Below are 24,918 nucleotides of genomic sequence, written 5' to 3' on the forward strand. Positions count from 1 at the left end.
CCATCGCGTCCTCTCCTTCGATCTTGGTTTTCGGCTTCTCGAAGGATCACGCGATGGCCGTCTCATTTCACGACGCCACGCCCTCTGACCTGCATCAACTCGTACACCACCTCCGTGGACGCAACCCAGATCTCGTCCCGGTGAACGCACCTGACGCCGCCTGATGCCACCGGTTCCGACGCTACCGGGCGTTCAGGTGGTCAAAGCCCTGGAGCGGGCCGGGTTCGACCTGGTCAGAGTGACGGGGAGCCACCACCGTATGAGCCATCCCGACGGTCGGCATGTCACAGTGCCGGTCCATCGGGGCCGGGACATGCCGCGTGGTACTTTGCGGGCCATTATCCGAGATGCCGGAATGACGGTGGAGCAGTTTCTCTCGCTCGTCGAGTAGAAGGACTGTAGCTGCCGGACACCTCATCCTCTGTCGCCGGACGTCGCGTGCGTAGGGCCACACAGCAGGGTGCCCGATGGGCACAAAGTGGGTGCGGCGTTGAACGGAGAGCGGTTCGGCCGGAGTACTCACTTGTGAGAGTGAGGAGCCGCATGAGTCACCCACCGCACACAGATCGGCAGTACGGGCTGGGTACGGGCACCGCACGCAACGGCGTCCCGTACGGAGCGTTCGAGTCGGACCGGCCTCGCTTCCCGTCTCCCCCATCTACGTGGCCCCAGGACGATCCGTTCACAGATTCCGCGCCGCCGGACCCGTGGGCTTACGGCGAGTCCCGGCGTTCCCGCAGCGGGGTCGGGCTGCTGGTCATCGCGGCGGTGCTGGCGGCGCTGGTGGTCGGGGGGCTGGCCGGGGGCGTGGCCGGGCGGATGTTGGCGCAGGTGCCGGCGCCCACGGTGCCGCAGGCCGCGGCCGCGCCGGATGCCCGGGGCCGCGGAACATGCTGGTGGGCAGCGGCCGCCCGCCCGTGAGTTGCGCGATGTCGCGCAGCCGCAGGGCTTCGGCGAGGCTGAGCACGGTCGGCAGCTTGAGTTCCCTGATCTCCCCGCGCTCCACCGCCTTCACCCAGCGGGCGCTCTTGCCGACCAGCCCGCCGAGAATCTCGCGGCTCATGCCGCGCCGCCGCCGGAAGTACCGGACCCGCTGCCCCACCGACAGCTCCGGGTCGGCCGGATCGATGTCACGCATGAGCCCGCACCTTTCGAAGACCCGCCGCCTTCAGGCTACGAGCCGCCCCGCCCGCGCGTCAGGCCCTCACCACGCGGATCCGCACGCGGGGCTTGCTTGGTCGGGGGCGGGGTAGGAGCGGGTGGGCGAGCCGTCGTCCCTGGGGGGTGAGACGAGGTGCCGACTTATATTTCGCTGCTGAACTGGACCGATCAGGGGATTCGGGCCTACGAGGACACCGTGCAGCGGGCGGAGCTCTTCGCCGCGGCGCTGGAGGAGATGGGCGCCAGGCTCGTGGACCTCTACTGGACCGTGGGCCAGTACGACTTGGTGACGATCATCGAGGCCCCGGACGACGAAACGGCCGCCGCGGCGCTGCTGCGGAACGGCGGGGCGGGCAACGTCCGCAGCACGACTTTGCGGGCGTTCGGCCGGGACGAGGTGAACCGGGTCATCGCGAAGGCGAAGGGGTAGAACAGACCAGTTCCGGCGCATGGCGGCAGACGGGCGTCCGCCTCCGTTGAACGGAGAGCGGTTCGGCCGGAGTACTCACTTGTGAGAGTGAGGAGCCGCATGAGTCACCCACCGCACACAGATCGGCAGTACGGGCTGGGTACGGGCACCGCACGCAACGGCGTCCCGTACGGAGCGTTCGAGTCGGACCTGCCTCGCTTCCCGTCTCCCCCATCTACGTGGCCTCAGGACGATCCGTTCACAGATTCCGCGCCGCCGGACCCGTGGGAGTACGGCGAGTCGCAGCGTGCCAGGGGCGGGGTCGGGCTGCTGGTCGTCGCGGCGGTGCTGGCGGCGCTGGTGGTCGGGGGGCTGGCCGGGGGCGTGGCCGGGCGGATGTTGGCGCAGGTGCCGACGCCCACGGTGCCGCAGGCCGCGGCCGCGCCGGAGGGCGGTGCGGGCAGCGCGGGCGGTGATCTCAGTGCCGTGGCGGCGCGAGTCCAGGGCAGCGTGACGTCGATCGAGGTGCGGTCCGGCGGCAGGCTGAGCACCGGGTCCGGGTTCGTCATCGACCGGCAGGGGCGCGTGCTGACCAACGCGCACGTCGTCGAGGGCGGCGGCCGGGTCACCGTGGTGCTGGCCGACGGCCGCCGCGTCGCGGCGCGCGTGGTGGGGTCCGACCGCGCCCGCGACCTGGCGGTGCTGGCGATCCCCGCGGAGCAGAGCCCGGCGCCGCTGCCGTTCGGCCGCTCGTCGCAGGTGCGGGTCGGTGAGCCGGTGCTGGCGCTCGGCTCGCCGCTGGGCCTGCAGGGGACGGTCACCAGCGGCATCGTCAGCGCGTTGGACCGGGAGGTGCGCCTGGGCGAGGGCGGGGCCGCCGGAACCGCGCTGCAGACCGACGCCTCCATCAACCCCGGCAACTCCGGCGGTCCGCTGGTCAACGCGCGCGGCGAGGTCATCGGCGTGAACACCGCGATCGCGACGCTGATGCGGGACGGGACCGGCGGTTCCATCGGCATCGGGTTCGCGATCCCCGCCGACCGGGCCCGCGAGGGGGCGCAGCGCCTCATCGCCGGCTGACGGTTCGGGTGGTTCCGTGGGCATTTGAATCTTGCGGGGGCGACCCACCGCCGGATCGAGGCTCCGGCGCAGCGGTTCGGGCGGACGGTGGCGGCGCGCGGGGTCAGGCCCGCCGCGTGACGGCGGCGATGGCTGCGTCCAGGGCGGCGGCGACGTTCCCGACCAGCAGGTGGCGGCCGTCGCGGACGATCTCGCGGCCCGACACGACGACATGGCGGACGTCGGCGGCGGTGGCGGCGAAGACGGCGGCCTCGGCCAGGTGGGCGGGGCCGGCGCCGGCGGTGCGGGGCGAGTCGAGCGCGACCGTGACCAGGTCGGCGTACGAGCCGGGTTCCAGCCGCCCCGCCTCGGGCCAGCCGAGCCCGTAGTGGCCGTTCCAGGTGGCGGCGGCCAGCAGCGACCCGGCGGTCCAGTGGCCGCGTTCGCGGGTGCGCAGCCGTTCGTCCAGTTCGACGGCGCGGGCCTCTTCGAACAGGTCGATGACGGCGTGCTGGTCGGACCCGAGGCAGATCGGCGATCCGGCGTCGGCCAGGTCGCGGGCCGGGCCGATGCCGTCGGCCAGGTCGCGTTCGGTGGTGGGGCACATGCACACGCCGGTCGTGGTGGCGCCGAGCAGGCCGATGTCCTCGCCGGTGAGGTGGGTGGCGTGCACGGCGACGGTGCGGGCGCCGAGCGCGCCGCACTCGGCGAGCAGCCGGGTGGGGGTCATGCCGTAGGCGTCGCGGCACTCGGCGTTCTCGGCGGGCTGCTCGGACAGGTGGACGTGCAGCGGCGCCCGGTGCCGCCGCGCCCAGTCCGCCACGGCGCCGATCTGCTCGCGGGGCACGGCGCGCACCGAGTGCACGGCGGCGCCGACCCGGGCGTGCGCGCTGCCGGCCTTGCCGGTGTGGTCGTGCAGGCTGTCGACGCGGCGCGCCCAGTCGCCCGCGGTGCCGTCGCCGAAGCGCAGTTGGGCGCCCTGCAGCGGCCGGCCGATCCCGCCGGTCAGGTAGCAGGTGTCGAGGAGGGTGATGCGGATGCCCGCGTCGGCCGCGGCCGCGATGAGGGCCTCCCCCATGGCGTTGGGGTCGTCGTAGGGTTCCCCGCCGGGCCGGTGGTGCAGGTAGTGGAACTCGCCGACGCAGCTCACCCCGGCCAGCGCCATCTCGGCGTACACGGCGGTGGCCAGGGCGCGGTAGGTGCCCGGGTCGAGCCGTTCGGCGACCGCGTACATCCGCTCCCGCCAGGTCCAGAAGGTGCCGCGGCCGCCCTGGGCGCGGGCGCGCAGGGCGCGGTGGAAGGCGTGGGAGTGGGCGTTGGCCAGGCCCGGAAGCGTCAGACCGGGCAGGCGGCGGGCGTCCGGCGGGGCGGGGACGCCGGGTGTGATGCGGGTGAACCGTTCGCCGTCGGCCTCGAGGAGCACGTCGGCGGCGATGTGGTCACCGAGCCAGGCGAACTCGGCATGCCAGTACATAACAAATTCACTACCCGCGGGTGAGGTCGGCCAGTACCGCGGCGAGGGCCTCCACTCCGGCCAGGCAGTCGGACGTCTCGGCGTGTTCGGCGGGCGCGTGCGACACCCCGGTCGGGTTGCGGACGAACAGCATGGCGGCCGGCATTCGCGCGGCCAGGATGCCCGCGTCGTGCCCGGCTCCCGTGGGCAGCACCGGCACCCCGCCGAGGGCGGTGACGATCCGGTCGCGCAGTGCGGTGTCGAACCCGACGGTGTCGGTGTAGGACTCCTGTGACAGCCGGACGGCGACGCCGTGGGACGCGGCGGCGGCGCGGGCGGCGTCGTGCACGTCGGCGACGGTGCGGCGGACGGCGTCGTCGGACGGGCCGCGGGCGTCCAGCCACGCCGCGACCGACGAGGCGATGGCGTTCACCCCGCCCGGTGTCACGTCCACCTTGCCGACGGTGGCGACGGCGTCGTGGCGTTCGGCGGCCTCGCGGGCGGCCAGCACCATCCGCGCGAACGGCAGCATGGGGTCGCGGCGGTCGGCCAGGCGGGTGGTGCCGGCGTGATTGCCCTCGCTGGTGAAGTCGAACCGCCAGCGCCCGTGCGGGACGATCGCGCTCGCCGCGCCGACCGGCGCGTCCAGGGCCCGGCCCTGTTCGACGTGCAGTTCGACGAAGCAGCCGACGCGGCCGAGCAGGTCGTCGTCGCGGCCGATCGCGTCCGGGTCGAGGCCGTGGGCGGCGAGCACGTCGGCGAACGCTCGGCCGTCGCGGTCGCGCAGGGCGCGGGCACGGGCCGGGTCGATGGCGCCGGTGAGCAGCCGCGATCCCAGGCAGGCGACGCCGAAGCGCGCACCCTCCTCTTCGGCGAACACGGCCACGCCGACGGGTCGGCGAATACGCACGCCGCGTTCGCGCAGCAGGTCGACGGCGGCCAGCGCGGACACCACGCCGAGCGGCCCGTCGAACGCGCCGCCGCCGGGCACCGAGTCCAGGTGGCTGCCGGTCAGGACGGCCGGTCCTGCGGCGCCGTCGGGGCGCCACCAGGCGAACAGGTTGCCGTTGCGGTCGTGTTCGACGTCCAGGCCGCGGCGACGCGCCTGGTCCAGGAACCAGGCGCGGCACTCCAGTTCCGGCGGCGTCCAGGCGAACCGGTGGTATCCGCCGCCGTCCGGGTCGCGGCCGACCGGCAGCAGATCCGACCACATCTCCTCGAAGCCCACGCCGTCAGCCCTCGTTCCCGGGGGTCTCGTTCATGGGGATGCGGACGCCGCGTTCGGCGGCCACCTGGCGGGCGCGTTCATATCCGGCGTCGGCGTGCCGCATGACGCCGGTGCCGGGGTCGTTGGTGAGGACGCGTTCCAGTTTGCGGGCGGCCAGATCGGTGCCGTCGGCCACGCACACCTGTCCGGCGTGGATGGAGCGGCCGATGCCGACGCCGCCGCCGTGGTGCAGGGAGACCCAGGTGGCGCCGGAGGAGGTGTTGAGCAGGGCGTTCAGCAGCGGCCAGTCGGCGATGGCGTCGGAGCCGTCGGCCATGCCCTCGGTCTCCCGGTAGGGGGAGGCGACCGAGCCGCAGTCCAGGTGGTCGCGGCCGAGGACGATCGGGGCGCTGATCTCGCCGCGGGCCACCAGGTCGTTGAACACCGCCCCAGCCTTGTCGCGTTCGCCGTAGCCGAGCCAGCAGATCCGCGACGGCAGGCCCTGGTAGTGCACCTTCTCCCCCGCCATGCGAATCCAGCGGGTCAGCGGTTCGTTGTCGGGGAACAGGTCGCAGATCGCCTGGTCGGTGCGGGCGATGTCGCGGGGGTCGCCCGACAGCGCGGCCCACCGGAACGGGCCCTTGCCCTCGCAGAACAGCGGGCGGATGTAGGCGGGCACGAATCCGGGGAAGTCGAACGCGCGGGCGTATCCGGCGAGGCGGGCCTCGCCGCGGATGGCGTTGCCGTAGTCGAAGACCTCGGCGCCGGCGTCCTGGAATCCGACCATGGCCTCGACGTGCGCGGCCATCGACTCGCGGGCGCGGGCGATGAAGCCGTCGCGGTCCTTGTCGCGTTCGGCGGCCCAGTCGTCGAACGCCACGCCGCGCGGCAGGTACTTCAGCGGGTCGTGGGCGCTGGTCTGGTCGGTGACGATGTCGATGGGCGCGCCGCGGCGCAGCAGTTCGGGCACGATGTCGGCGGCGTTGCCGAGCACGCCGATCGACAGCGGTTCGCGCCGGTCGCGGGCCTGCTCGGCGCGGCGCAGCGCCTCGTCCAGGTCGTCCACGCGCACGTCGCAGTAGCGGTGCGCGACGCGGCGGTCGATGCGGGACGGGTCGCACTCGACGCAGATGGCCACGCCGCCGTTCATGGTGACGGCCAGGGGCTGGGCGCCGCCCATGCCGCCGAGCCCGGCGGTCAGCGTGATCGTCCCGGCCAGGGAGCCGCCGAACCGCTTGGCGGCGACGGCGGCGAACGTCTCGTAGGTGCCCTGCAGGATGCCCTGGGTGCCGATGTAGATCCAGGACCCGGCGGTCATCTGCCCGAACATGGTGAGGCCGAGCGCCTCCAGCCGGCGGAACTCCTCCCAGGTGGCCCACTGCGGCACCAGGTTGGAGTTGGCGATCAGCACGCGCGGCGCCCACTCGTGGGTGCGGAAGATCCCGACCGGTTTGCCGGACTGCACCAGCAGCGTCTCGTCGCCCTCCAGCGAGGCCAGCGACCGGACGATGGCGTCGAAGCAGTCCCAGTCGCGGGCGGCCTTGCCGGAACCGCCGTAGACGACCAGCTCGTCGGGGTGCTCGGCGACCTCCGGGTCGAGGTTGTTCATGAGCATGCGCAGGGCCGCCTCCTGGGGCCAGCCCTTGGCGGCGGTGAGCGAGGTGCCGCGCGGTGCGCGCACGGGCCGGGGACCAGCGGACATGGTGATCGCTCCTTGAGGAGTGGGGCCGGATCAGGCGAGGGGGCCGGTGACGGTTTCGGCGGCGGCGACGAGGGTGCCGTCGCGGACCAGTTCGGTCGCGGCGGCGATCTCGGGGGCGAGGTGGCGGTCGGGTCCGGGCGGCGGGACGCGGCGGCGCAGCGCGGCCACGGCGGCGCCGGTGGCGGGCCCGGGGCGCAGCGGGGTGCGCAGGTCCAGGGCGCGCGCGGCGGTGAGGATCTCGACGGCGACGACCTGCGCCAGGCCGTCCAGGGCGCGGCGCAGCTTGCGGGCGGCGTTCCAGCCCATGGACACGTGGTCCTCCTGCATGGCCGAGCTGGGGATGGAGTCGGCGCTGGCGGGCGCGGCGAGCCGTTTGAGCTCGGACACGATCCCGGCCTGCGTGTACTGGGCGATCATGTGGCCGGAGTCGACGCCGGGGTCGTCGGCCAGGAACGCCGGAAGCCCGCCGGAGCGGCCGCGGTCGAGCATGCGGTCGGTGCGCCGCTCGGACATCGACGCCACGTCCGCGACGGGGATGGCCAGGAAGTCCAGGACGTAGGCGATGGGCGCGCCGTGGAAGTTGCCGTTGGACTCCACCCGCCCGTCCGGCAGCACCACCGGGTTGTCGATGGCGGCGGCCAGTTCGCGGGAGGCGACCAGTTCGGCATGGGCGAGGGTGTCGCGGGCGGCGCCGTGCACCTGCGGGGAGCAGCGCAGCGAGTAGGCGTCCTGGACGCGGGTGCAGTCGGGGCCGCGATGCGACTCCATGATCTGCGAGTCGGCGAGCAGGGCGCGCAGGTTGGCGGCGGACACCGCCTGCCCCGGGTGCGGCCGCAGTTCCTGCAGGTCGGCGGCGAACACGCGGTCGGTGCCGAGCAGCGCCTCGACGCTCATCGCGGCGGCCAGGTCGGCGGCGGTCAGCAGGCGGCGCAGGTCGGTGATGGCCAGGACGAGCATGCCGAGCATCCCGTCGGTGCCGTTGATCAGCGCCAGGCCCTCCTTGGCGCCGAGCACGGCGGGTTGGATGCCCGCGTCCGCGAGCGCCTCGGCGGCCGGGCGGATGTCGCCGGACGCGTCCCGCACGGTGCCCTCGCCGATCAGCGCGAGCGCGACGTGCGCCAGCGGCGCCAGGTCGCCGGAGCAGCCGAGGCTGCCGTGCTCGTGCACGACCGGGGTGATGCCCGCGTTGAGCAGGGCGGCCAGGGTCTGCGCGGTGCGGGGCTGCACGCCGGTGCGGCCGCTGGCCAGGGTGCGCAGCCGCAGCAGCATCATGGCCCGCACGACCTCGCGCTCCACCTTGGGGCCCGATCCGGCGGCGTGCGATCGGACGACGTTGACCTGCAGTTTCTCGCGCAGCCCGGGTTCGATGTGCCGGGTCGCCATGGCCCCGAAGCCGGTGGACACCCCGTACACGGGGGTGGGGAGGGCGGCCAGTTCCTCGATGTGGGCGCGGGAGTCGGCCATCAGTTTCAGCGCCTCGTCCGACAGCGCCACCGCAGCCCCGTTCCGCGCGACGGCCACCACCTGGTCGAAGTCCAGCGGTTCCGGGCCGACCTCGACGACTGCGTCCCCCATGCCGAAATCCATACCCACCATTGGAGCGCGCCGCGCCCCGCCGCCCCAGAGCCGGGACGCCGCCTGTGTCTGGCATGCGAGACAATGGCGCCGTCCGGACGCCGCCGCCGCGTCCGGGAGGGGAGGCGCGATGGGCGAGCAGGTGCCGGCGGCGCGGCGGGCGATGGCGGTGCTGCGGCTGCTGGCGGCGTCCGCCGGTCCGCTCCCGGCGTCGGCGATCGCGCGCCACCTGGACGTGCCGCGGTCCAGCACCTACCACCTGCTGGCGGCGATGGCCGAAGACGGGTTCGTGACGTACCTGCCCGAGGAGCGGCGCTGGGGCCTGGGGGTGGCGGCGTTCGAGATCGGTTCGGCCTATCTGCGGCACGGGCCGCTGGAGCGGCTCGCCCGCCCGCTGCTGCGCCGCCTGGTCGACCGGGTCGGGGAGATCGCCCAGCTCGGCGTCCTGCACGGGGCGGAGACGCTGTACCTGCTGAAGGAGCAGCCGCCGCGGCACGAGACCCTGGTGACGGACGTGGGCGTGCGCATGCCCGCGCAGCTCACCGCCAGCGGCCGGTCGATGCTGGCGCACCTGCCCGCCGCGCAGGTGCGGGCGCTGTTCCCGGGGCCGGCGCCGTTCGTGCACCGGACGGGGCGGGGCCCGGCGTCGCTGCGCGAGCTGCGCCGGGTGCTCGCCGACGACGCGCGGCGCGGCTGGTCGTACGAGGACGGCTGGATCACCGAGGGCCTGGCGAGCATCGCCGCCTGCGCGTTCGACCACACCGGCCACCCCGCGGCGGCGGTCGCGGTGACGTTCCGCCGGGAGCGCCGCCCCGAGGAGTCGTGGCCGTGGCTGGCCGAACGCGTCCGCGCCACCGCCGCCGACCTCACCACCCGCCTCGGCGGCCGCCCGCACACCCGCTAGCGGGCCCTGCCGGAGAACCGGTCACCAGGTGACGGACATGATGGCGGCGACCTCTTTCCCAGGCGAGAACTCCATCTCCTTCCAGCCCAGCGGGTTGGCCCCCAGCCGAACCCGGTAGTAGGTGCGGGGCTCGGCGAATACCGCGCAGCACGGCTTGACGTCCCGTTTGCCGAGCACGGTGACCTGCACGTTCTTGAGCTGCTCCAGCTCCTGCGCGTCGGTCTGGCGGGCGATCTCCTGGAATGCTCCGAAGCAACTGGCGTACCCGGTGCGCTCCTGCAGCGCGCCCTGCAGTTCGCCCGGCATCTCCGAGCACAGGTCCTCGTCGCCCCTGCCCGCGGCCACCAGGACCTTGCGCGCCTCGGCGACCACGTCGTAGCTCGGCGCGGGCTTGGGTTCGGAGTCGGAGCCGTTGTCGCCGCGGAAGCCGCCCACCGTGGAGATGAGCAGCACAAACCAGATGATCGCCCCCACGGCGCGGTTGACGAGCCTGGGCTTGCCGGTGATCCGCCGCACGGCCCAGACGGCGGTCACGACGACGAGGAGAACCAGCAGCTCCCACCGGTGGGCCTGGATCTGCTGCTTGTAGGCCCACCACAGCACCCTGGGCAGGAGCACCAGGGCGAAGCCGCCGACGATGCAGCCGGGCAACCCGGCGGGCACGATCGGGAACGGGTTCACGGCGGGGTCGTCGGGGGCCGTGGGCACCGCCCGCGGCGGGCCCTCCCGCCAGAACTCCCCTGGAGGGGAGCCGGAGGGCACGTTGGGGTCGTGGGCGTATCCCCCCGCCGGGGTGCGGACCTTGTCCGTCCAGTACTGCCCGTTCCAATACCGGATGTTGCCCTGACCGTCGGGGTAGTCTCCGGCGGGCTGCGGCATCGTCCCTCCTTGACCTGGCGAGGACCGTCCGTGTCAGCGCGGTGACCGGACGCGTTGATCATCCTCCCCCTAAGATGACTCGCCCCGGGGACGAGTTCGGTAACGGATCGGCCGACGCGCCGACGCCCCGTGACACGCGAGAACCTCCTCGCCGGCCGTGCGGCGAGGAGGTCCTGTCAGCGGTGCCGGACGGCTGTCAGCCGAGGCCGTTCTTGGCGAGCCAGTCCTTGGCGACGGTGGCCGGGTCGGTCTTGTTCTCCGACATCTCGGCGTTCATCTGCAGCAGCCCGTCCGTGGTGAGCTTGGCCGACACCGCGTTCAGCGTGCTGCGGACGGTGTCGTTCACCTTGGACTTGTAGACGAGCGGCACGACGTTCTGCGCGCCGAACACGTTCTTGGTGTCCTGCAGCGCGACGAACCCGTTCTTCTTGATGGCCGCGTCGGTGGAGAACAGGTTGGCCACCTGCACCTGTCCCTTGCTCAGGTTGGACACGGTGATCGGGCCCGCGGTGTCCAGGGACTTGAACTCCTTGAATTTCAACCCGTACACCTGCTCCAGGCCGATCACGCCCTGCTTGCGGGTCTTGAACTCCGGCGGGCCGCCGAGCACCATGTCCCCGGCGACCGGCTTGAGGTCCTCGATCGTCTTGAGGTTGTGCTTGGCGGCGGTGTCACCGGTGACCACCAGGCTGTCCTTGTCCTCGGCGGGCGCCGGGTCGAGGATCTCCAGCTCCGGCGGCAGCTTCTGCTTGAGCGCGGCGTCCACCTCCTGGCCGGTGCCGGCCGGGTCGTCCTTGTCGACGTAGGCCAGCAGCGCCCCGTTGTACTCGGGGAAGACCTGGATCGCGCCGCTCTTGACCTGGTTGTAGTAGACCTCGCGGGAGCCGATGCCGAACTTGCGCTCGACCTTGACGCCCTTGGCCTCCAGGGCCTGCGCGTAGATCTCGCCGATCAGGCCGCTCTCGGGGAAGTCGGCGCTGCCGACGGTGATGGTGGTCCCGTCGCCTCCGCCGCCGCTCAGCGGGTTCTCGTCACCGCCTCCGCCGCCGCAGGCCGACAGGGCGAGCACGGCGGCGGCCAGCAGCGCCGCCCCGCGGATCATCCGGGTCATGGGAGGGTTTCCTTCCTCGCGGGCGGTGCGCTCGGCGCGCGCCGCTTCGTTCCTGGACGCTCTGGGCGGGGGCGGGGGGCCTGCGGGCGCACGCCCGGCGAGACCACGGCGCGGTACAGGGCGGCGAAGACCAGCTGGGTGGCGATCGCCAGCGCGATCACCAGGATCGCGCCGCCGGCCATGCTGTCGTAGTCCTGCCGGGAGTAGCCGTCGACGATGTAGCGGCCGAGCCCGCCGAGCCCCACGTAGGCGGCGATGGTGGCGGTGGAGATGATCTGAATGAGCGCGGTGCGCAGGCCCAGCAGGACCAGCGGCAGCGCCACCGGCAGCTCCACCCGCGCCAGAACCTGCCGTCCGGTCATCCCCATGCCCTCGGCCGCGTCCCGCAGCCCCGCGTCCACCTGCTGGACACCGGCGTAGGTGTTGACCAGCACCGGCGGAATGGCCAGCGCGACCAGCGGGATCAGGATCGGCACCAGGTCCCCGGCGGTCGTGACGATCACCGCGAGGATCAGCAGGCCCAGGGTGGGCAGGGCGCGCGCCGCGTTCGCCGACGACATCACCAGGAATCCGGCGACCGCGGCGGTCCGGCCGCGGCGCAGGTGGCCCAGTACCAGGCCCAGCGGCAGCGCGATCGCCACGGTGATGCCGAAGGCGAGCAGCGAGTACCACAGGTGCTCCAGCAGCCGCGTGGGGATGCCGTCGGGGCCCGACCAGCGGCCGGCCTCGCCGAACCAGCCCAGGGAGTTCCAGATGACGTTCACGCGGCGCCACCGCCCTTCGCCGCGGCCGCGCGGCGTGCGGCGCGTCCCCCGCCGCGCCCGGCCCGCGCCCAGGGGGTGAGCAGCCGCTGGACGAGCAGCAGGAGCAGGTCGGCGACCAGCGCCAGCAGGATGATCAGCACGATCGCCACGACGATCGGGGTGGTGAACCCGCCGCCGGGCCATTTCATCCCGGTGACCATGAGCTGGCCGAGGCCGCCGATGCCGATGAGGGCGCCCACGCTGACCAGGCTGATGTTGGCGACCGTGGCGACCCGCAGCCCGGCCATCACCACCGGCAGTGCGATCGGCAGCTCCACCCCGAGCAGCCGGCGCAGCGGCCGGTAGCCCATGGCCTCGGCGGACTGGCGGACGTGGTCGGGGACGGACCGCAGCCCGTCCACCACGCTCGGCACCAGCACCGACAGCGTGTACAGCGCCAGCGGGACGATCACCGTGGTGTAGGTCAGCTGGGTGAACGCCACGAAGATCACGAACAGGCCGATGGCGGGCACCGCGTACAGCACGCTGGTGGCGGCCAGCACCACCGGGTAGAGCCGCGACCAGCGCGCGCACGCCAGCCCGAGCGGCAGCGCGATCAGCAGGCCGAGCAGCACCGGGGTGAACGACAGCACCAGGTGCTCGCGGAACGCCTCGGCGATGGACCCGTCGAGGTTGCGGGAGATCCAGTCCCAGCGGACGAGCGGCTCGCCGTCGGCGGCGGCCGCACTGAGCGCGGTCACCGCCCCGCCGCCGCGGTCCGACCGCCTTCGTCCTCGCCGGCGGCGTCCCCGGCGGTGGCGGCCTCGGCGTCGAGTTCGTGGAAGAAGCGCAGGCGGCGGATGCCGCGCTCGCCGCCGAGGAAGTCGGTGACGAAGTCGTCGGCGGGCCGCTCCAGCAGCTCGTCGGGGGTGGCGTACTGGGCCAGCACGCCGCCGACCCGGAAGACCGCGATGCGGTGGCCCAGCTTCACCGCCTCGTCGATGTCGTGGGTGACGAACACGATGGTCTTCTCCAGGTCGCGCTGCAGCCGCAGGAACTCCTCCTGCAGCCCGGCGCGCACGATCGGGTCGACGGCGCTGAACGGCTCGTCCATCAGCATGATCGGCGGGTCGGCGGCCAGGGCGCGGGCGACGCCGACGCGCTGCTGCTGGCCGCCCGACAGCTGGGCGGGGTAGCGGCGGGCCAGCGCCGGGTCCAGGCCGACGCGCTCCATCAGCTCGTGCGCACGGGCGCGGGCCTTCTTCTTGTCCCAGCCCAGCAGGTACGGCACGGTCGCGATGTTGTCGATGATCGTGCGGTGCGGGAACAGCCCGGCCTGCTGGATGACGTAGCCGATGCCGCGGCGCAGCGTGGCGGGGTCGACACCGCGCACGTCCCGGCCGTCCACCGTGACGGTGCCCTCGCTGGGCTCGACCATCCGGTTGATCATCCGCAGCGTGGTGGTCTTGCCGCAGCCGGACGGGCCGACCAGCACGGTGATCCGCCCGGCCGGGATCTTCAGGTTCAGTCGGTCGACGGCGACCGTGCCGTCGGGGTAGCGCTTGGTCACGCCCGCAAAGGTGATCAATGTGGTCACGTCCTCGTGGGCGCCGGGGCGACGCCGCGGTCTCCGGTGGGTGTCTTCGTGCTGCTGGCGGCTGCCCGCTCCGTCGTGCTTTGCCGGGTTACGTCCTTACCTCACGGTAGTCAATCGACACCGGCGGAGCCATGGTCGGCTGACCGGCCCGCCCTCTCACCGAAGCATAGCTACCTGAAAACTAAAGAAAGTACCGTGAGGCCGTGGAAACCAGCCGAATCGTTATCGATGGGACATCTCTCACTTGTTCCCAGGTCACCCGGACCGCACGCGGCGATGTCGCGATCGCCGTGGCCGAAAGCGCTGTGGAACGTGCCACAGCGGCGTGGCGGGTGGCCCGGGAGGTGGCGGCCGCGCAGCCGGTGTACGGCCGCACCACCGGGGTCGGCGCCAACCGCGTCGTGGACGTGGAGTGGGAGGACGCCGACGCGCACGGGCTGCGGCTGCTGCGCAGCCACGCCGCCGGCGCGGGCCCGCTGGTCGCCCCCGAGATCGTCCGGGCGATGCTGACGGTGCGGCTCAACCAGATCGCCGCGGGCGGCTCGGGCGTGGACCCGGGCGTCCTGCAGGCCCTCGCCGACGTGCTCAACCTGGGCCTGCTGCCGCCCGTGCCGGTGTACGGGGCGATCGGCACCGGCGACCTGACCGCGCTGGCGTCCACCGCGCTGTGCCTGCTGGGCGAGCGGGCCTGGCTGGGCGGCGGCGCCGACGGCGGCACCGCGGCCGGCCCCGGCTTCACCCTGCGCTCGGCGGACGCGCTGGCGTTCATCAGCTCCAACGCGGCCACGCTCGGCGAGGCGGCGCTGGCCGTCACCGACCTGCGTGAACTGCTGGACGCCTCGATCGTGGTGGCGGCGCTGTCGCTGTTCGCGGTGCGCGGGTCGGAGGAGCCGTACGCCCCGGCCGTGCAGGAGGCGTGCCCGCACCCGGGCCAGCAGCGGGTCGCCGACGCGATGCGCACCCTGCTCGCCTACGACCAGCCGACCCCCGCGCGCATCCAGGACCCCTACGGCTACCGGGCGTTCCCGCAGGTGCACGGCCCGGCGCTGGAGGCCGCCGCCTACGCCGAGGACACGATCACCCGCGAGATCAACGCCCGCGCCGAGAACCCCCTGGTGGACGTGGCGGGCCGCACGGTCTGGCACAACGGCAACTTCCACACCGCCTACGTGGGGCTGGCGCTGGACTCGGTGCGGGCCGCGCTGTTCCAGACCATGGCGCTGTCGGCGGCCCGCCTGGGCACGCTCGCCGAGCCCTCGTTCACCGGCCTGTACCCGTTCCAGGGCGCCACGGAGGCGTCCTCGGGGATCATGATCCTGGAGTATGTCGCGCATTCGGCGCTGGCCGACGTGCGCCGTCTTGCCACGCCCGCCGCGCTGGGCAGCGCCGTGCTGTCGCGCGGCGTGGAGGAGCACGCGGGCTTTTCGACGCAGTCGGCGCGCGCCACCACCGACGCGCTCGGCGCGTACCGGATCGGGCTGGGCTGCGAGCTGGTCGCGGCCGTGCGGGCGCTGCGGATGCAGGGCCGCGCCCCCGCGGGCGGCCCGCTGAGGGCCGCTTTCGACATGGCCTGCGGCGTGCTGGACGCGCGCGTGGAGGACCGGCCCCTGGACACCGACATCGCGTCGGCGGCCGACCTGCTGCCCCGCCTGGCCCGCGCCCTGCGCCAGGCCACCGCGCCGCCGGGCACGACCCCGCCGCAGGACGGCCCGGTCGTCCCGCGGCCCCTTCCCGCGCACGACCCGCAGTAGCCGCAGCGCCGCTGCGACCGCCGGGCCGGAACCGGCCGCGCCGCGCCGAGGCGCCCTGCGGACCAGGCGGCGTGCGCCGACCCGCACCATGCGGAGTGCGGCCGGGCCACTGGCGGTCATGCGGTCGCAGGAGCCGTGGATTCGCGCACGCGCAGGGCGGGCTCGCAGACGACGCGGCGGGCGGGCGAGCGCTCCTCGATGACGTCCACCACCAGGCGGACCGCGGTTTCGACGATGCCGCCGATGTTCCAGTCGACGGTGGTGAGCGGCGGCGTGAGCAGGGCCGACATCGGGTGGTTGTCGTAGCCGCACACGGCCACGTCGCCGGGGACGGACAGGCCGAGCGCGCGCGTCGCCGCGTACACCCCGTAGGCGATCACGTCGGAGAAGCAGAAGACCGCCGAGGGGCGGCCGGGGCCCTCCAGCACCCGGCGGGCGGCGTCGGTGGCCTCGGCCAGCGACTGCTGCGCCACGACCACCTCGACCTCCAGGTCGAGCCGCCGGGCCTCGGCGTTGACGTGGACGTCGGCGGGGCGGTCGGGGGTGCTGGCGCGGGTGGGGGTGAACACCGCGATGCGGCGGTGCCCGAGCATGCGCAGATGCTCCAGGGCGAGGGTCACGCCCCACCGGTTGTCGAACACCACCTCGCCCTGGGAGTTGCCGCCCGCCAGGGCGTCGCCGATCGACACCACCGGCAGCGTCTCGGCCAGCTCGGCCCACAGCGGCGCGGACGGGTCGAGCGGCTGGACGATCAGCCCGTCCACCCGCTGGTCGCGCAGCTGCCGGGCCAGTACCAGCTCGCGCTGGGGGTCGCCGACGGCGTCCACGATCAGCGCGTAGCGGTCGCGGGCCAGCAGGGCCCGGCCGATGCCCACGGCCAGGGACTGCTGCCAGTAGTCCTCCAGCGACCCGCACAGCAGCCCGACCATGCCGGTGCGGCCGCTGGCCAGGGCGCGGGCGATCGGATGCGCCTCGTAGCCGAGCTCCTCGGCCGCCGCGCGCACCCGCTCCTGGGTCTCCTCCGACGTCTGGATGCCGCGCAACGCGTACGAGACGGCCGCAGGCGACAGCCCCGTCGCCTGCGCCACCTCTCTGATGGTCGCGCGCTTGCGCCTGTCTGGCACACCCCAACCCTAGAGGGCGGCGCCGACAGTCCCAGGTCCCAACTTGACGCGCCAATGGCTGAACCGGTTCACTGAAGCGGTTCAGTGATGCGGTTCAGTAAATCCGAGACAACCTCGGGGGGAGTCGCGCATGCCCGGCGTGGACGTGCACCAGCATCTGTGGGGCGCTCCTTTGATCGAGGCCCTGCGCGCCCGCCGCACCCCGCCCCGGCTCGACGGATGGACGCTTCACCTGCACGGAGAGCCGCCGTACGAGGTCGATCCGGCCGACCACGACCCGGCCCGCCGCGCCGAGCTGGCCGCCGCCGACGGCCTGGACTCCGCGTTGGTCTCACTGTCCTCACCCCTGGGCATTGAATGGCTGCCCCCTGAGCACAGTCGGCCACTTGTGGACGCCTACCACGACGGCGCCGCCGCGCTGCCCGAGCCGTTCCGCGCCTGGGCGGCCGCGTGCGTGCGGGAGATCGACGCCGACGCGCTCGACCGCGACCTCGACCGCGGCTTCGTCGGGCTCCAGCTGCCCGCCGACGCGCTGGCCGACGCCGCCGGCTACGCCCGCTGCGCGCCCCTGCTGGACGTGCTGGAGCGGCGCGGCCTGCCGCTGTTCGTCCACCCCGGCCCGGCTCCCCGCATCGACGGCGACGTCCCGGCGTGGTGGACGGCGCTGGTGCCCTACGTGCAGCAGATGCACGCCGCCTGGTTCGCGTTCCGCGCCTACGGCCATCCGCGCCATCCGCGCCTGCGGGTGTGCTTCGCGCTGCTGGCCGGGCTCGCCCCCGTGCACGGCGAGCGCCTGGCCGCCCGGGGCGGCGGCCGGGGCGACGTCGATCCGGACGCCTTCGTCGAGACCTCCTCCTACGGGCCGCGCGCCGCCGACGCCGTGGTGCGCGCGCTCGGCGTCGACGTCGTCGTGCACGGCTCGGACCGCCCGTACGCGCTGCCCGCCGACCTCAAGCAGGGGGACGCGGCCCGGCACGCCTTCCGCGTCACCAACCCGTACCGACTGCTGCATGGAAAGGAGCGAGCACATGCCGTCTGAGGCACTGCTGACCCCCTCGTCCCCCGGTGCCTCGTCCTGTCTGACGAGCCTGCCCGCCAGGACGCTCGACAAGCGCGAGCTGCGCACCCTGGTCGATGCCCTGGCGCAGGAGCCCGGACTGTGGCGGCATCACGTCGCCTTCTCCGACGAGCAGCGGCACTACGCCTCGCTCCACCGCGACGAGTACGTCGACGTGTGGCTGCTGTGCTGGACACCGCAGAACGACACCGGCTGGCACGACCACGACATCTCCTCGGGGGCGGTGCGCGTCGTCTCGGGCGCCCTGGAGGAGAGCAACCCGCGCATCGGCGGCGACCACGTCCGCACGGTCGTCACCGAGGGGCAGTCGTTCTGCTTCGGGCCCGACCACATCCACCGCATCACGGGCGTGGCCGAGGCCAGCGTGTCCATCCACGCCTACTCGCCGCCGCTGTGGCGGCTGGGCCAGTACTCCATCGGCCGCGACGGCGTGATGCGCCGCGTGTCCGTCAGCTACGCCGACGAGCTGCGTCCCCTGGACGCCCCCGCCTGATTCCGCGTTGGAGGGGGCGGGCCGTCCGATCCCCGCTCACTCGGCCGGAGGGCCCGCCCCTTGCCTCTCCCAGCGCCAGCTAACCGGGAAACGTCACAGCGCCCGGTCCGCCCCGCGGTCAGCCCGCGCCGCCGGGCCGCCCGGCGGTGCCGACCAGGTCGGCGTCGGCGGGGCGCGGCGCGGGGACGGCGGGCGGCGCCCCGTCCGCCGGCCCGTCCGCCGCCCCATCCCCCGGCCGTGCCGGTTGCTCCCGCTCCGGCACCGAGCGCAGCGCGGCCAGCGAGTCCTTCAGCCGCCGCCGCAGCCAGGCCTGCCCCGGACGCTCAACCAGCCGGTACATCGCGTAGGCGGCCAGCAGCGACACCGCCGTGACCAGCGCCAGGGCCGTCCAGCGGTCCAGGGACGGGTAAGCGCGGTCCAGCAGCGGCAGCGCGATCTGCGAGTGCGTCAGGTACAGCGGGTAGGTCAGGGCGCCCAGCACGGTCAGCCCGCGCCAGCGCAGCCACGACAGCCGCCCGGTGGCCACCAGGATCATGACGAGGAAGATCCCGGCGACGGCGGCCGACGCCACCGTCTCGTCGGCGCCCTTGAACGCCACGTCGGTGCGCCATGCGGCCCAGTGCGTCGCCAGCAGCCACGCCGCCGCCACGTACCCCCACAGCAGCAGCGTCGGCCCGAACCGGTGGATCAGGTACAGCGCCATGCCCGCGATGAAGTACGGACTCCACGTCGGCACCAGCATGACCTGCAGGAACTTGTTCTCCGCCTCGTCGGCGAACACCCCGAGCAGCAGCCAGGCGGCCATGAACACCAGGCAGGACCGGTAGGTGATGCCCCGGGCGGCCAGCAGCGCCACCAGGAAGTAGAAGTGCAGCTCGACCCAGAGCGTCCAGTAGACCGCGTCCACGTTCGGCAGGCCCAGGCCGCCCTGCAGCATGGTCAGGTTCGGCACGACCAGCCCCGGCACCCCCTTGCCGAGGCCGAACACCAGGTAGATGACCGCGCCGAGCAGCACGCTGGCCCAGTAGGCGGGCATCAGCCGGGTCACCCGGGAGATGCCGAACTCGCCCGGCCCGCGGTTCCACGCGCTCATCAGGATGACGAACCCGCTGATCATGAAGAAGAGGTCGACACCGAGATAGCCGTACCGGGTGAACTCGCCCAGGCCGGGGAACACCTCCCGGGCGGGCTCCGGCCAGGGGCCCGAGCCGCCGAAGCCGGTGAAGTGGTACAGCACCACCGCCATGGCCGCGGCGAAGCGCAGCAGATCCAGTTCCCGCAGCCGGTCGCGTCGATTCACGACGGGGAAGGCTGGCGGCGGCGGGTGGCACGTCCGCGTCGGCCAAATGAGCCGCCGGTGAACGCCACGTGTCGGGTAAGACCGCCCCTCCGGAGGCGCGCTCCTCAGTAGTATTCGGTGCGTCCCCGGAGAAATGGTGGTCACTTCATGACATCTCGCCGCGCCCGCCGCGGCGCGGCGATCGCCACGCTGTGCCTCGGCTCCCTGCTGGCGACGGGCTGTGGCGCGTTCTCCGAGCCGAGCCGCCCGAACGCCGCCGCCACGGCCGGGTCCTCGGCGTCGGCGTCGGCCGTGCCGCGCGCGCCAGTGGTCATGTTCCTCGGCGACAGCTACACGGTGGGCGAACGCGGCAGCCTCGTCGAGAACGCCTACCCCTCGGCGGCCGCGCGGCTGCTCGGCTGGCAGGTGATCGTCGGGGGGCGCGCCGGCACCGGATTCGTGCAGGGCAGCTCCGCCCGCACCCCGTTCGGGGTGATGTTCGAAAGCCAGCTCGGCTGGCGCCCGGCCCCCGACCTGCTGATCATCTCCGGCGGGCACAACGACGCGCGCATCCCGAACGTGCAGGTCGGCCCGCCCGCCCGCGACCTGCTGACCCGGGCGCGGCAGCGCTGGCCCGGCACCCGCATCGTGCTGATCGGGCCGCTGTGGGGCAACGACTCGCCCCCGGCCGCCGCGCTGACCGTGCGCGACCAGCTGCGCACGGTCGCCCAGCAGATGAAGGTGCCGTTCATCGACCCGATCGCCGAACGGTGGATCACCGGCAACCGCGCCGAGGGCACCGGCAACGCGGCGGTCTTCATCAAGAAGGACGGGGTGCACCCGACCCCGGAGGGCCACCGCTACATCGCCGCGCGCCTGGTGCAGGACCTGCGCCGCCTGCACCTGGCCAACCCCTCCCGCGCGACCGCCTGACGACGCGCGACGCCCCCCGGCCCGTCCGGTGCGGGCGGGCCGGGAGCGGCCAGGCCAGGTGGAACGGTCAGGCGGGGCGGGCCAGGGAGAGCGAGAAGTCGCCCGCCGGGTCGGTCCAGAACTCGGCAAGGGCCAGGCCGGCGGCGCGCAGCTCGTCCTCCAGGCGCTCCCGGCGGAACTTGGCGGAGATCTCGGTGCGCATCTCCTCGCCCGCCGCGAACGACACCGCCAGGTCCAGCCCGCCGATCCGCACGTCCTGGTCGCGGGCCGAGCGCAGCCGCATCTCGATCCACTCCCGCTCGGCGTCCCACAGCGCGACGTGCTCGAAGGCGGCGGGGTCGAAGTCGGCGTCCAGCTCCCGGTTGACCACGTGCAGCACGTTGCGGTTGAACTCGGCGGTGACCCCGGCCGCGTCGTCGTAGGCGCGCACGAGGCGGTGCTCGTCCTTGACCAGGTCGGCGCCCAGCAGCAGCGCGTCCCCGTCGGCCATGCCCGCGCGCAGGCCGCCGAGGAAGCCGACGCGGGCGCCGGGCGGCATGTTGCCGATCGTCCCGCCGAGGAAGGCGATCAGGCGGCGCCGCCCGCCGGGCAGCAGATGCAGATGCTGCTCGTAGTCGGCGACGACGGGGCGCACCGCCAGGCCGGGGTGGTCGGCGGCGATCTGCCCGGCGGCCTCGGCGAGGAAGTCGCCGCTGACGTCCACCGGCACGTAGGAGCGCAGCGTTCCGTCCAGCGCCGCCAGCAGCAGCCGGGTCTTCTCCCCCGATCCGGCGCCCAGCTCCAGCAGCGTCTCGGCGCCGGTGGCGGCGGCGATGGCGGGCGCCCGCGCGGTGAGGATCTCCCGTTCCCGCCGGGTCGGGTAGTACTCCTCCAGCCGGGTGATCTCCTCGAACAGCGCGCTGCCGCGCTCGTCGTAGAACCATTTGGGCGGCAGCGACTTGGGGGTCGCGGTCAGCCCGTCGTGCACGTCGCGGCGCAGCGTCTTGGCCAGGTCGTCGGCGGTCAGGTACCGGTCCACGGGCGGCTCCCTTCACAGGGGGGTGACGCGGACCCCGGAGGCGGGGTCGGCGGTCACCAGCGATCGGTCGGGCACGGCCTGCCATCCGGACCCGTCGAGCGGTTCGGACGACAGCGTCACCGCGTCGGGACTGGCCCGGACGTGCAGGCAGTCGCCCCAGGTGGTGGCGGCGAGCGCGGTGCCGTCGGCGGCGAGCAGGTTGTAGCGGCCGGGGGCGAGGGCGGTGACGGTGCGCACCACGGCGGCCAGGCCCTCGGCGAGGGACGCGCCGCCGCGCCAGTGGCGGGCGGCGATGGCGAACAGCAGGGCCGAGTCGACGGCGGCGCGCGCGTCGGGCACCGGGGACAGGTCGCCGGCCAGTTCGCGCAGCTTGGCCTCGACTCCCGCGAACCCCTCCACCACGCCGTTGTGGCTGAACAGGCGGGGGCCGTCCCGGAACGGCTGGGCGCCGCTCTCGTCCACGGGGAAGCCGACGGTGGCCGACCTTATGGCGGCGACCGCGCATCCGGACGTCACGACGCGGGCGACCTCCCGGAAGGACTGGTCGGTCCAGATGGGCTGCGCCCTGCGGAACCGGACGGCCTCCCCCGCGTGGTACCAGCCGACGCCGAACCCGTCGGCGTTCAGCAGGTTCCCCTGGGTCATGCGCGGTGCGTACGACTGGCGCTCCAGCGAGTGCTCCCCCTCGTACATGAGCGAGTGCAGCGTCACCGGCGTCCCGAGGTAGCCGACGTGCCGGCACATCAGGCGCCCTCCGCGTCGCGGGCCAGGCGGAACCCGGTGAAGATCTGGCGGCGTATGGGGAAGTCCCAGTTGCGGAAGGTGCCGCGTACGGCGAGGGGGTGCGTGGCCCAGGAGCCTCCGCGCAGCACCTTGTAGTCGTGGCCGAAGAACACCTCGGAGTACTCCTTGTAGGGGAACCAGCGGAATCCGGGGTAGCCGTGGAAGTCGGTGGACGTCCACTCCCACACGTCCCCCAGCATCCGCCGCACCCCGTACGCGGACGCCCCGGACGGGAACGACCCCGCGGGGGACGGACGCAGCATGCGCTGCCCCAGGTTGGCTCTGCCCTCCTCGTACACGTCGCCCCAGGGGTAGCGGCGGGAGCGGCCGGTGTCCGGGTCCCAGCGGGCGGCCTTCTCCCACTCGGCCTCGGTGGGCAGCCGCTTGCCCGCCCACCTGGCGTAGGCGTCGGCCTCGTACCAGCACACGTGCTGGACGGGCTCGTCCATGGGCACCGGTTCCACCTTGCCGAAGCGGCGGCGCAGCCACCGGCCGCCGTCACGCGTCCAGAACGCGGGGGCGCGCTTGCCCGTGGTGCAGCGCCACTCCCAGCCCTTGGGGTGCCACCACCGGGGGTCGTCATAGCCACCGGCCTCCATGAAGGCGAGGTAGGCGGCGTTGCTGACGGGCTCGGTGTCGATGTAGTACGCGGGCAGGTCGACGATGTGTCCGGGGCGTTCGTTGTCGTAGGCCCAGGGGTCGTCCGAGGTGCCCATCTCGAACGGGCCCGCCTCGATGAGGACCTCGTCGGCCGGCGCGGTGTCACGGGCGGGGGCCGGTGCCTGCGGCGGGTCGAGCAGGGCGGGGGCGCCCTTGCGCAGCTGGTGCGTGGCCAGCATGGTCTCGTCGTGCTGGTGCTCGTGCTGCACGACCATGCCGTAGACGAACCCTCTCGCGGTCAGCGGCTCGGCACCGTCGAAGCGCACCGCGTCCAGGGAGTCGAGCACCTTGGCGCGGACGGCGGCGATGTACTCGCGGGCTTCCCTCGGGGGCAGCAGCGGGAGGCTGGGGCGTTCCGCACGGGGGTGCTCGAACGCGTTGTACAGGTCGTCGATCTCGGGGCGCATGGCCTCGACCCCGGCGGCGGCGCGCAGCAGCCACTGCTCCTCGTAGTTGCCGACGTGCGCCAGGTCCCAGACCAGTGGGGACATGAGCGGGGACACCTGGGCGGTCAGCTCGGGCTCGTCGAGCGCCTCGGTGGTCAGGCCCAGGCTGCGGTCGCGCGCCGCTTCCAACTCGGCGGCGACGAGTTCTTTGAGGGCGTGTTCGTCAAGCGAGCTCAGCGGAGGCACGGCGGGTTCCTTCACGGGTCGGTGCGCCGGGGCGCAGGGGCGGACGGGAGGTGCCGGCGATGTCGTCGGCGGGGCATCGGCCGCGGTCGACGTAGCGCGCGGTGTACTCCTCCACGAGCGGGACCAGGTGGCGGGCGCCGAGCCGGGGCAGGGCGTCCAGCGCGGCGTGGAAGCAGGTGCGCGCGGCCCTGGCCAGGGCCGGGTCCGCGAGCGCGTGGCGGGCGGCGGTCTCCCACCGGTCGGCGACCGGTTCGACGGCGGCCTCGGCGGCGGCGGAGGCGCGCGGGTCGTCCAGCAGGGCGGTGGCGACGGCGACCGGGACCGCCCAGTACTCCCCCGGCAGCGCGTCGATCATGCGCAGCTCCAGCCAGCCGCGCGGCCGGACCGGCGGGAACAGCGTGGACAGGTGGTAGACGAGGTCGTCCAGCTCCGGTTCCCCCTCGGCCAGCCACTCGCGGAAGGTCATGCCGGGGTCGGCCACCCAGTCGCCGGCGGCGGTGCGCACCACCATGACGCGGGCGTCCAGCGCGTACCGGGCCCATGCGTCGGCGGGGTCGGCGTCGGCGCCGGGCCGCAGGACGGGCAGGGTGCGGCACGGGTCCAGCTCCGTCCAGACGGCCTGCCGGGTGGAGCGCAGGCCGGTGCGGCGGCCGTTGCGTATCGGGGAGTTGGCGAACGCGGCGACGAGGACCGGGCCGAGCGCGTGTGCGAGCCACCACCGCCGCGCCGCGGCGGCGGTGTCCGCGCCGATGTCCAGGCTCACCTGGACGGACGCGGACGTGCACATCATCGTCATGCCCGCGTCGGTGAAGCCGCGGCGGTCGAAGTAGCTGCGCATGCACCGGTAGCGCGGGTGCTCGGCCTGGAACACCGGGCGGCGCGCCGGGTCGATGCCGTGCCCGGCCAGGACGAGCCCGGCGGGTGCGAGCGCGCTGCGGACGTGCGCGATGTCGGCGGCCAGGCCGCGGTGCGCGGGGCCGAGCCCGGAAAACGGCGCCGAGCTGAGCTCCAGCTGCCCGCCCGGCTCGTAGGTGATGCTGCTGCCGCGCGGCGGCGGTCCGGCCCGGTCGAGCAGGGCGCGCAGCCGGGCGGGCGGCACCGGCGCGCCGGGCGCGGCGCGGTCGAGCACCAGCCACTCGGTCTCCGCGCCGACCGTGCCGGGCGGTCCCTTCTTGAAGCAGACGCCGCGTACGTACTGGTGGACCTCGTCCACGGTCAGGCCGGCCACGGGATACCCCCAGGGGTCGAGACGGTCCTTCGGCGACGGTCTCCAAACCTTCCCCGGTGAACCGGATCACATATCCGGCAATCTTGAGAAAGTTAGGGAAACAATCCCAATTACCCACCCAGTCGCTGATTGCACTAGA

At 73.7% G+C, this 24,918-nt stretch carries 23 protein-coding genes and 1 pseudogene; 8 read left to right on the forward strand and 16 right to left on the reverse strand.

Annotation, left to right across the window (positions count from 1 at the left end; translation table 11 throughout):
* Nucleotides 1-163: 163 nt before the first annotated feature.
* Nucleotides 164-391 (forward strand): type II toxin-antitoxin system HicA family toxin, encoded by a 228-nt coding sequence (locus QSK22_RS24265; RefSeq protein ID WP_285496650.1) that lies wholly within the window; start codon nt 164-166, stop codon nt 389-391.
* Between the two features lie 366 nt (nt 392-757).
* Here the strand turns inward: QSK22_RS24265 and QSK22_RS24270 are convergent, their stop codons facing one another.
* A complete protein-coding gene (locus QSK22_RS24270) occupies nt 758-1,138 on the reverse strand; it encodes a helix-turn-helix domain-containing protein (RefSeq protein ID WP_285496651.1) in 381 nt (126 codons plus the stop codon).
* Between the two features lie 156 nt (nt 1,139-1,294).
* Here QSK22_RS24270 and QSK22_RS24275 point away from each other — a divergent pair, with 156 nt between their 5' ends.
* Both QSK22_RS24275 and QSK22_RS24280 read left to right on the forward strand, forming a co-directional pair.
* Entirely contained in the window at nt 1,295-1,591 is a 297-nt protein-coding gene (locus tag QSK22_RS24275) for a GYD domain-containing protein (RefSeq protein WP_285496652.1), read from the forward strand.
* Between the two features lie 99 nt (nt 1,592-1,690).
* Nucleotides 1,691-2,650, forward strand: coding sequence for a S1C family serine protease (locus tag QSK22_RS24280; protein WP_285496653.1), 960 nt, complete (start codon nt 1,691-1,693; stop codon nt 2,648-2,650).
* A gap of 103 nt (nt 2,651-2,753) precedes the next feature.
* Here the strand turns inward: QSK22_RS24280 and QSK22_RS24285 are convergent, their stop codons facing one another.
* Genes QSK22_RS24285 through hutH form a run of 4 tightly spaced genes read right to left on the reverse strand, consistent with a single transcriptional unit; the run spans nt 2,754 to nt 8,566 of the window.
* A complete protein-coding gene (locus tag QSK22_RS24285) occupies nt 2,754-4,103 on the reverse strand; it encodes a formimidoylglutamate deiminase (RefSeq protein ID WP_285496654.1) in 1,350 nt (449 codons plus the stop codon).
* 10 nt (nt 4,104-4,113) lie between these two features.
* Nucleotides 4,114-5,310: an allantoate amidohydrolase gene (locus QSK22_RS24290; RefSeq protein WP_285496655.1), complete on the reverse strand. Its 1,197-nt coding sequence runs from the start codon at nt 5,308-5,310 to the stop codon at nt 4,114-4,116.
* Between the two features lie 4 nt (nt 5,311-5,314).
* Entirely contained in the window at nt 5,315-6,991 is a 1,677-nt protein-coding gene (gene hutU, locus QSK22_RS24295) for a urocanate hydratase (protein ID WP_285496656.1), read from the reverse strand.
* A 30-nt stretch (nt 6,992-7,021) separates the two neighbouring features.
* Nucleotides 7,022-8,566 carry a histidine ammonia-lyase gene (gene hutH, locus QSK22_RS24300; RefSeq protein WP_285496657.1) on the reverse strand — a complete coding sequence of 515 codons (1,545 nt, stop codon included), beginning with the start codon at nt 8,564-8,566 and terminating at the stop codon, nt 7,022-7,024.
* Nucleotides 8,567-8,696: 130 nt separating this feature from the next.
* Between hutH and QSK22_RS24305 the strand changes: the two genes are divergently transcribed.
* Nucleotides 8,697-9,470 carry an IclR family transcriptional regulator gene (locus tag QSK22_RS24305; RefSeq protein WP_285496658.1) on the forward strand — a complete coding sequence of 258 codons (774 nt, stop codon included), beginning with the start codon at nt 8,697-8,699 and terminating at the stop codon, nt 9,468-9,470.
* A gap of 21 nt (nt 9,471-9,491) precedes the next feature.
* On the opposite strand, the gene QSK22_RS24310 is transcribed toward QSK22_RS24305, so the two are convergent.
* The 5 genes and pseudogenes from QSK22_RS24310 to QSK22_RS24330 form a co-directional block, all read right to left on the reverse strand.
* Nucleotides 9,492-10,349, reverse strand: a complete 858-nt coding sequence (locus QSK22_RS24310) for a DUF2510 domain-containing protein (protein WP_285496659.1) — start codon at nt 10,347-10,349, stop codon at nt 9,492-9,494.
* A 196-nt stretch (nt 10,350-10,545) separates the two neighbouring features.
* A complete protein-coding gene (locus QSK22_RS24315; protein ID WP_285496660.1) occupies nt 10,546-11,460 on the reverse strand; it encodes an ABC transporter substrate-binding protein in 915 nt (304 codons plus the stop codon).
* Nucleotides 11,457-12,224 (reverse strand): ABC transporter permease, encoded by a 768-nt coding sequence (locus tag QSK22_RS24320; protein WP_285496661.1) that lies wholly within the window; start codon nt 12,222-12,224, stop codon nt 11,457-11,459. Before QSK22_RS24320 ends, QSK22_RS24315 begins: the two co-directional genes overlap by 4 nt.
* Complete coding sequence (locus tag QSK22_RS24325) at nt 12,221-12,964, reverse strand: ABC transporter permease (protein ID WP_285496662.1); 744 nt, start codon at nt 12,962-12,964, stop codon at nt 12,221-12,223. Before QSK22_RS24325 ends, QSK22_RS24320 begins: the two co-directional genes overlap by 4 nt.
* Nucleotides 12,965-13,044: 80 nt before the next feature.
* Nucleotides 13,045-13,791, reverse strand: a pseudogene (locus QSK22_RS24330) (ABC transporter ATP-binding protein); the annotation flags it as partial.
* A gap of 212 nt (nt 13,792-14,003) precedes the next feature.
* On the opposite strand from QSK22_RS24330, the gene QSK22_RS24335 reads away from it, so the two are divergent.
* The gene (locus tag QSK22_RS24335) at nt 14,004-15,551 is read left to right on the forward strand and encodes an aromatic amino acid ammonia-lyase (protein ID WP_285496664.1); all 1,548 of its coding nucleotides are present in this window, start codon (nt 14,004-14,006) and stop codon (nt 15,549-15,551) included.
* A gap of 116 nt (nt 15,552-15,667) precedes the next feature.
* On the opposite strand, the gene QSK22_RS24340 is transcribed toward QSK22_RS24335, so the two are convergent.
* Nucleotides 15,668-16,639, reverse strand: a complete 972-nt coding sequence (locus QSK22_RS24340; protein ID WP_285496665.1) for a LacI family DNA-binding transcriptional regulator — start codon at nt 16,637-16,639, stop codon at nt 15,668-15,670.
* Nucleotides 16,640-16,805: 166 nt separating this feature from the next.
* Between QSK22_RS24340 and QSK22_RS24345 the strand changes: the two genes are divergently transcribed.
* On the forward strand, nt 16,806-17,714 hold the full coding sequence (locus QSK22_RS24345; RefSeq protein WP_285496666.1) for an amidohydrolase family protein: 909 nt from the start codon (nt 16,806-16,808) through the stop codon (nt 17,712-17,714).
* The gene (locus QSK22_RS24350; protein ID WP_285496667.1) at nt 17,704-18,246 is read left to right on the forward strand and encodes a cysteine dioxygenase; all 543 of its coding nucleotides are present in this window, start codon (nt 17,704-17,706) and stop codon (nt 18,244-18,246) included. Before QSK22_RS24345 ends, QSK22_RS24350 begins: the two co-directional genes overlap by 11 nt.
* A gap of 118 nt (nt 18,247-18,364) precedes the next feature.
* On the opposite strand, the gene QSK22_RS24355 is transcribed toward QSK22_RS24350, so the two are convergent.
* Nucleotides 18,365-19,546 (reverse strand): acyltransferase family protein, encoded by a 1,182-nt coding sequence (locus QSK22_RS24355; protein ID WP_285496668.1) that lies wholly within the window; start codon nt 19,544-19,546, stop codon nt 18,365-18,367.
* 147 nt (nt 19,547-19,693) lie between these two features.
* Here QSK22_RS24355 and QSK22_RS24360 point away from each other — a divergent pair, with 147 nt between their 5' ends.
* The gene (locus QSK22_RS24360; RefSeq protein ID WP_285496669.1) at nt 19,694-20,458 is read left to right on the forward strand and encodes an SGNH/GDSL hydrolase family protein; all 765 of its coding nucleotides are present in this window, start codon (nt 19,694-19,696) and stop codon (nt 20,456-20,458) included.
* Nucleotides 20,459-20,525: 67 nt separating this feature from the next.
* Here the strand turns inward: QSK22_RS24360 and egtD are convergent, their stop codons facing one another.
* Genes egtD through egtA form a run of 4 tightly spaced genes read right to left on the reverse strand, consistent with a single transcriptional unit; the run spans nt 20,526 to nt 24,779 of the window.
* Complete coding sequence (egtD, locus tag QSK22_RS24365) at nt 20,526-21,476, reverse strand: L-histidine N(alpha)-methyltransferase (RefSeq protein ID WP_285496670.1); 951 nt, start codon at nt 21,474-21,476, stop codon at nt 20,526-20,528.
* 12 nt (nt 21,477-21,488) lie between these two features.
* Complete coding sequence (gene egtC / locus QSK22_RS24370; protein WP_285496671.1) at nt 21,489-22,220, reverse strand: ergothioneine biosynthesis protein EgtC; 732 nt, start codon at nt 22,218-22,220, stop codon at nt 21,489-21,491.
* Entirely contained in the window at nt 22,220-23,551 is a 1,332-nt protein-coding gene (gene egtB, locus QSK22_RS24375; RefSeq protein WP_285496672.1) for an ergothioneine biosynthesis protein EgtB, read from the reverse strand. The genes egtC and egtB overlap by 1 nt, the downstream gene beginning before the upstream one ends.
* On the reverse strand, nt 23,529-24,779 hold the full coding sequence (egtA, locus tag QSK22_RS24380) for an ergothioneine biosynthesis glutamate--cysteine ligase EgtA (RefSeq protein ID WP_285496673.1): 1,251 nt from the start codon (nt 24,777-24,779) through the stop codon (nt 23,529-23,531). Before egtA ends, egtB begins: the two co-directional genes overlap by 23 nt.
* Nucleotides 24,780-24,918 lie beyond the last annotated feature (139 nt).

The sequence above is a fragment of the Actinomadura sp. NBRC 104425 genome (assembly GCF_030269545.1).
Classification (GTDB): Bacteria; Actinomycetota; Actinomycetes; order Streptosporangiales; family Streptosporangiaceae; genus Spirillospora; species Spirillospora keratinilytica.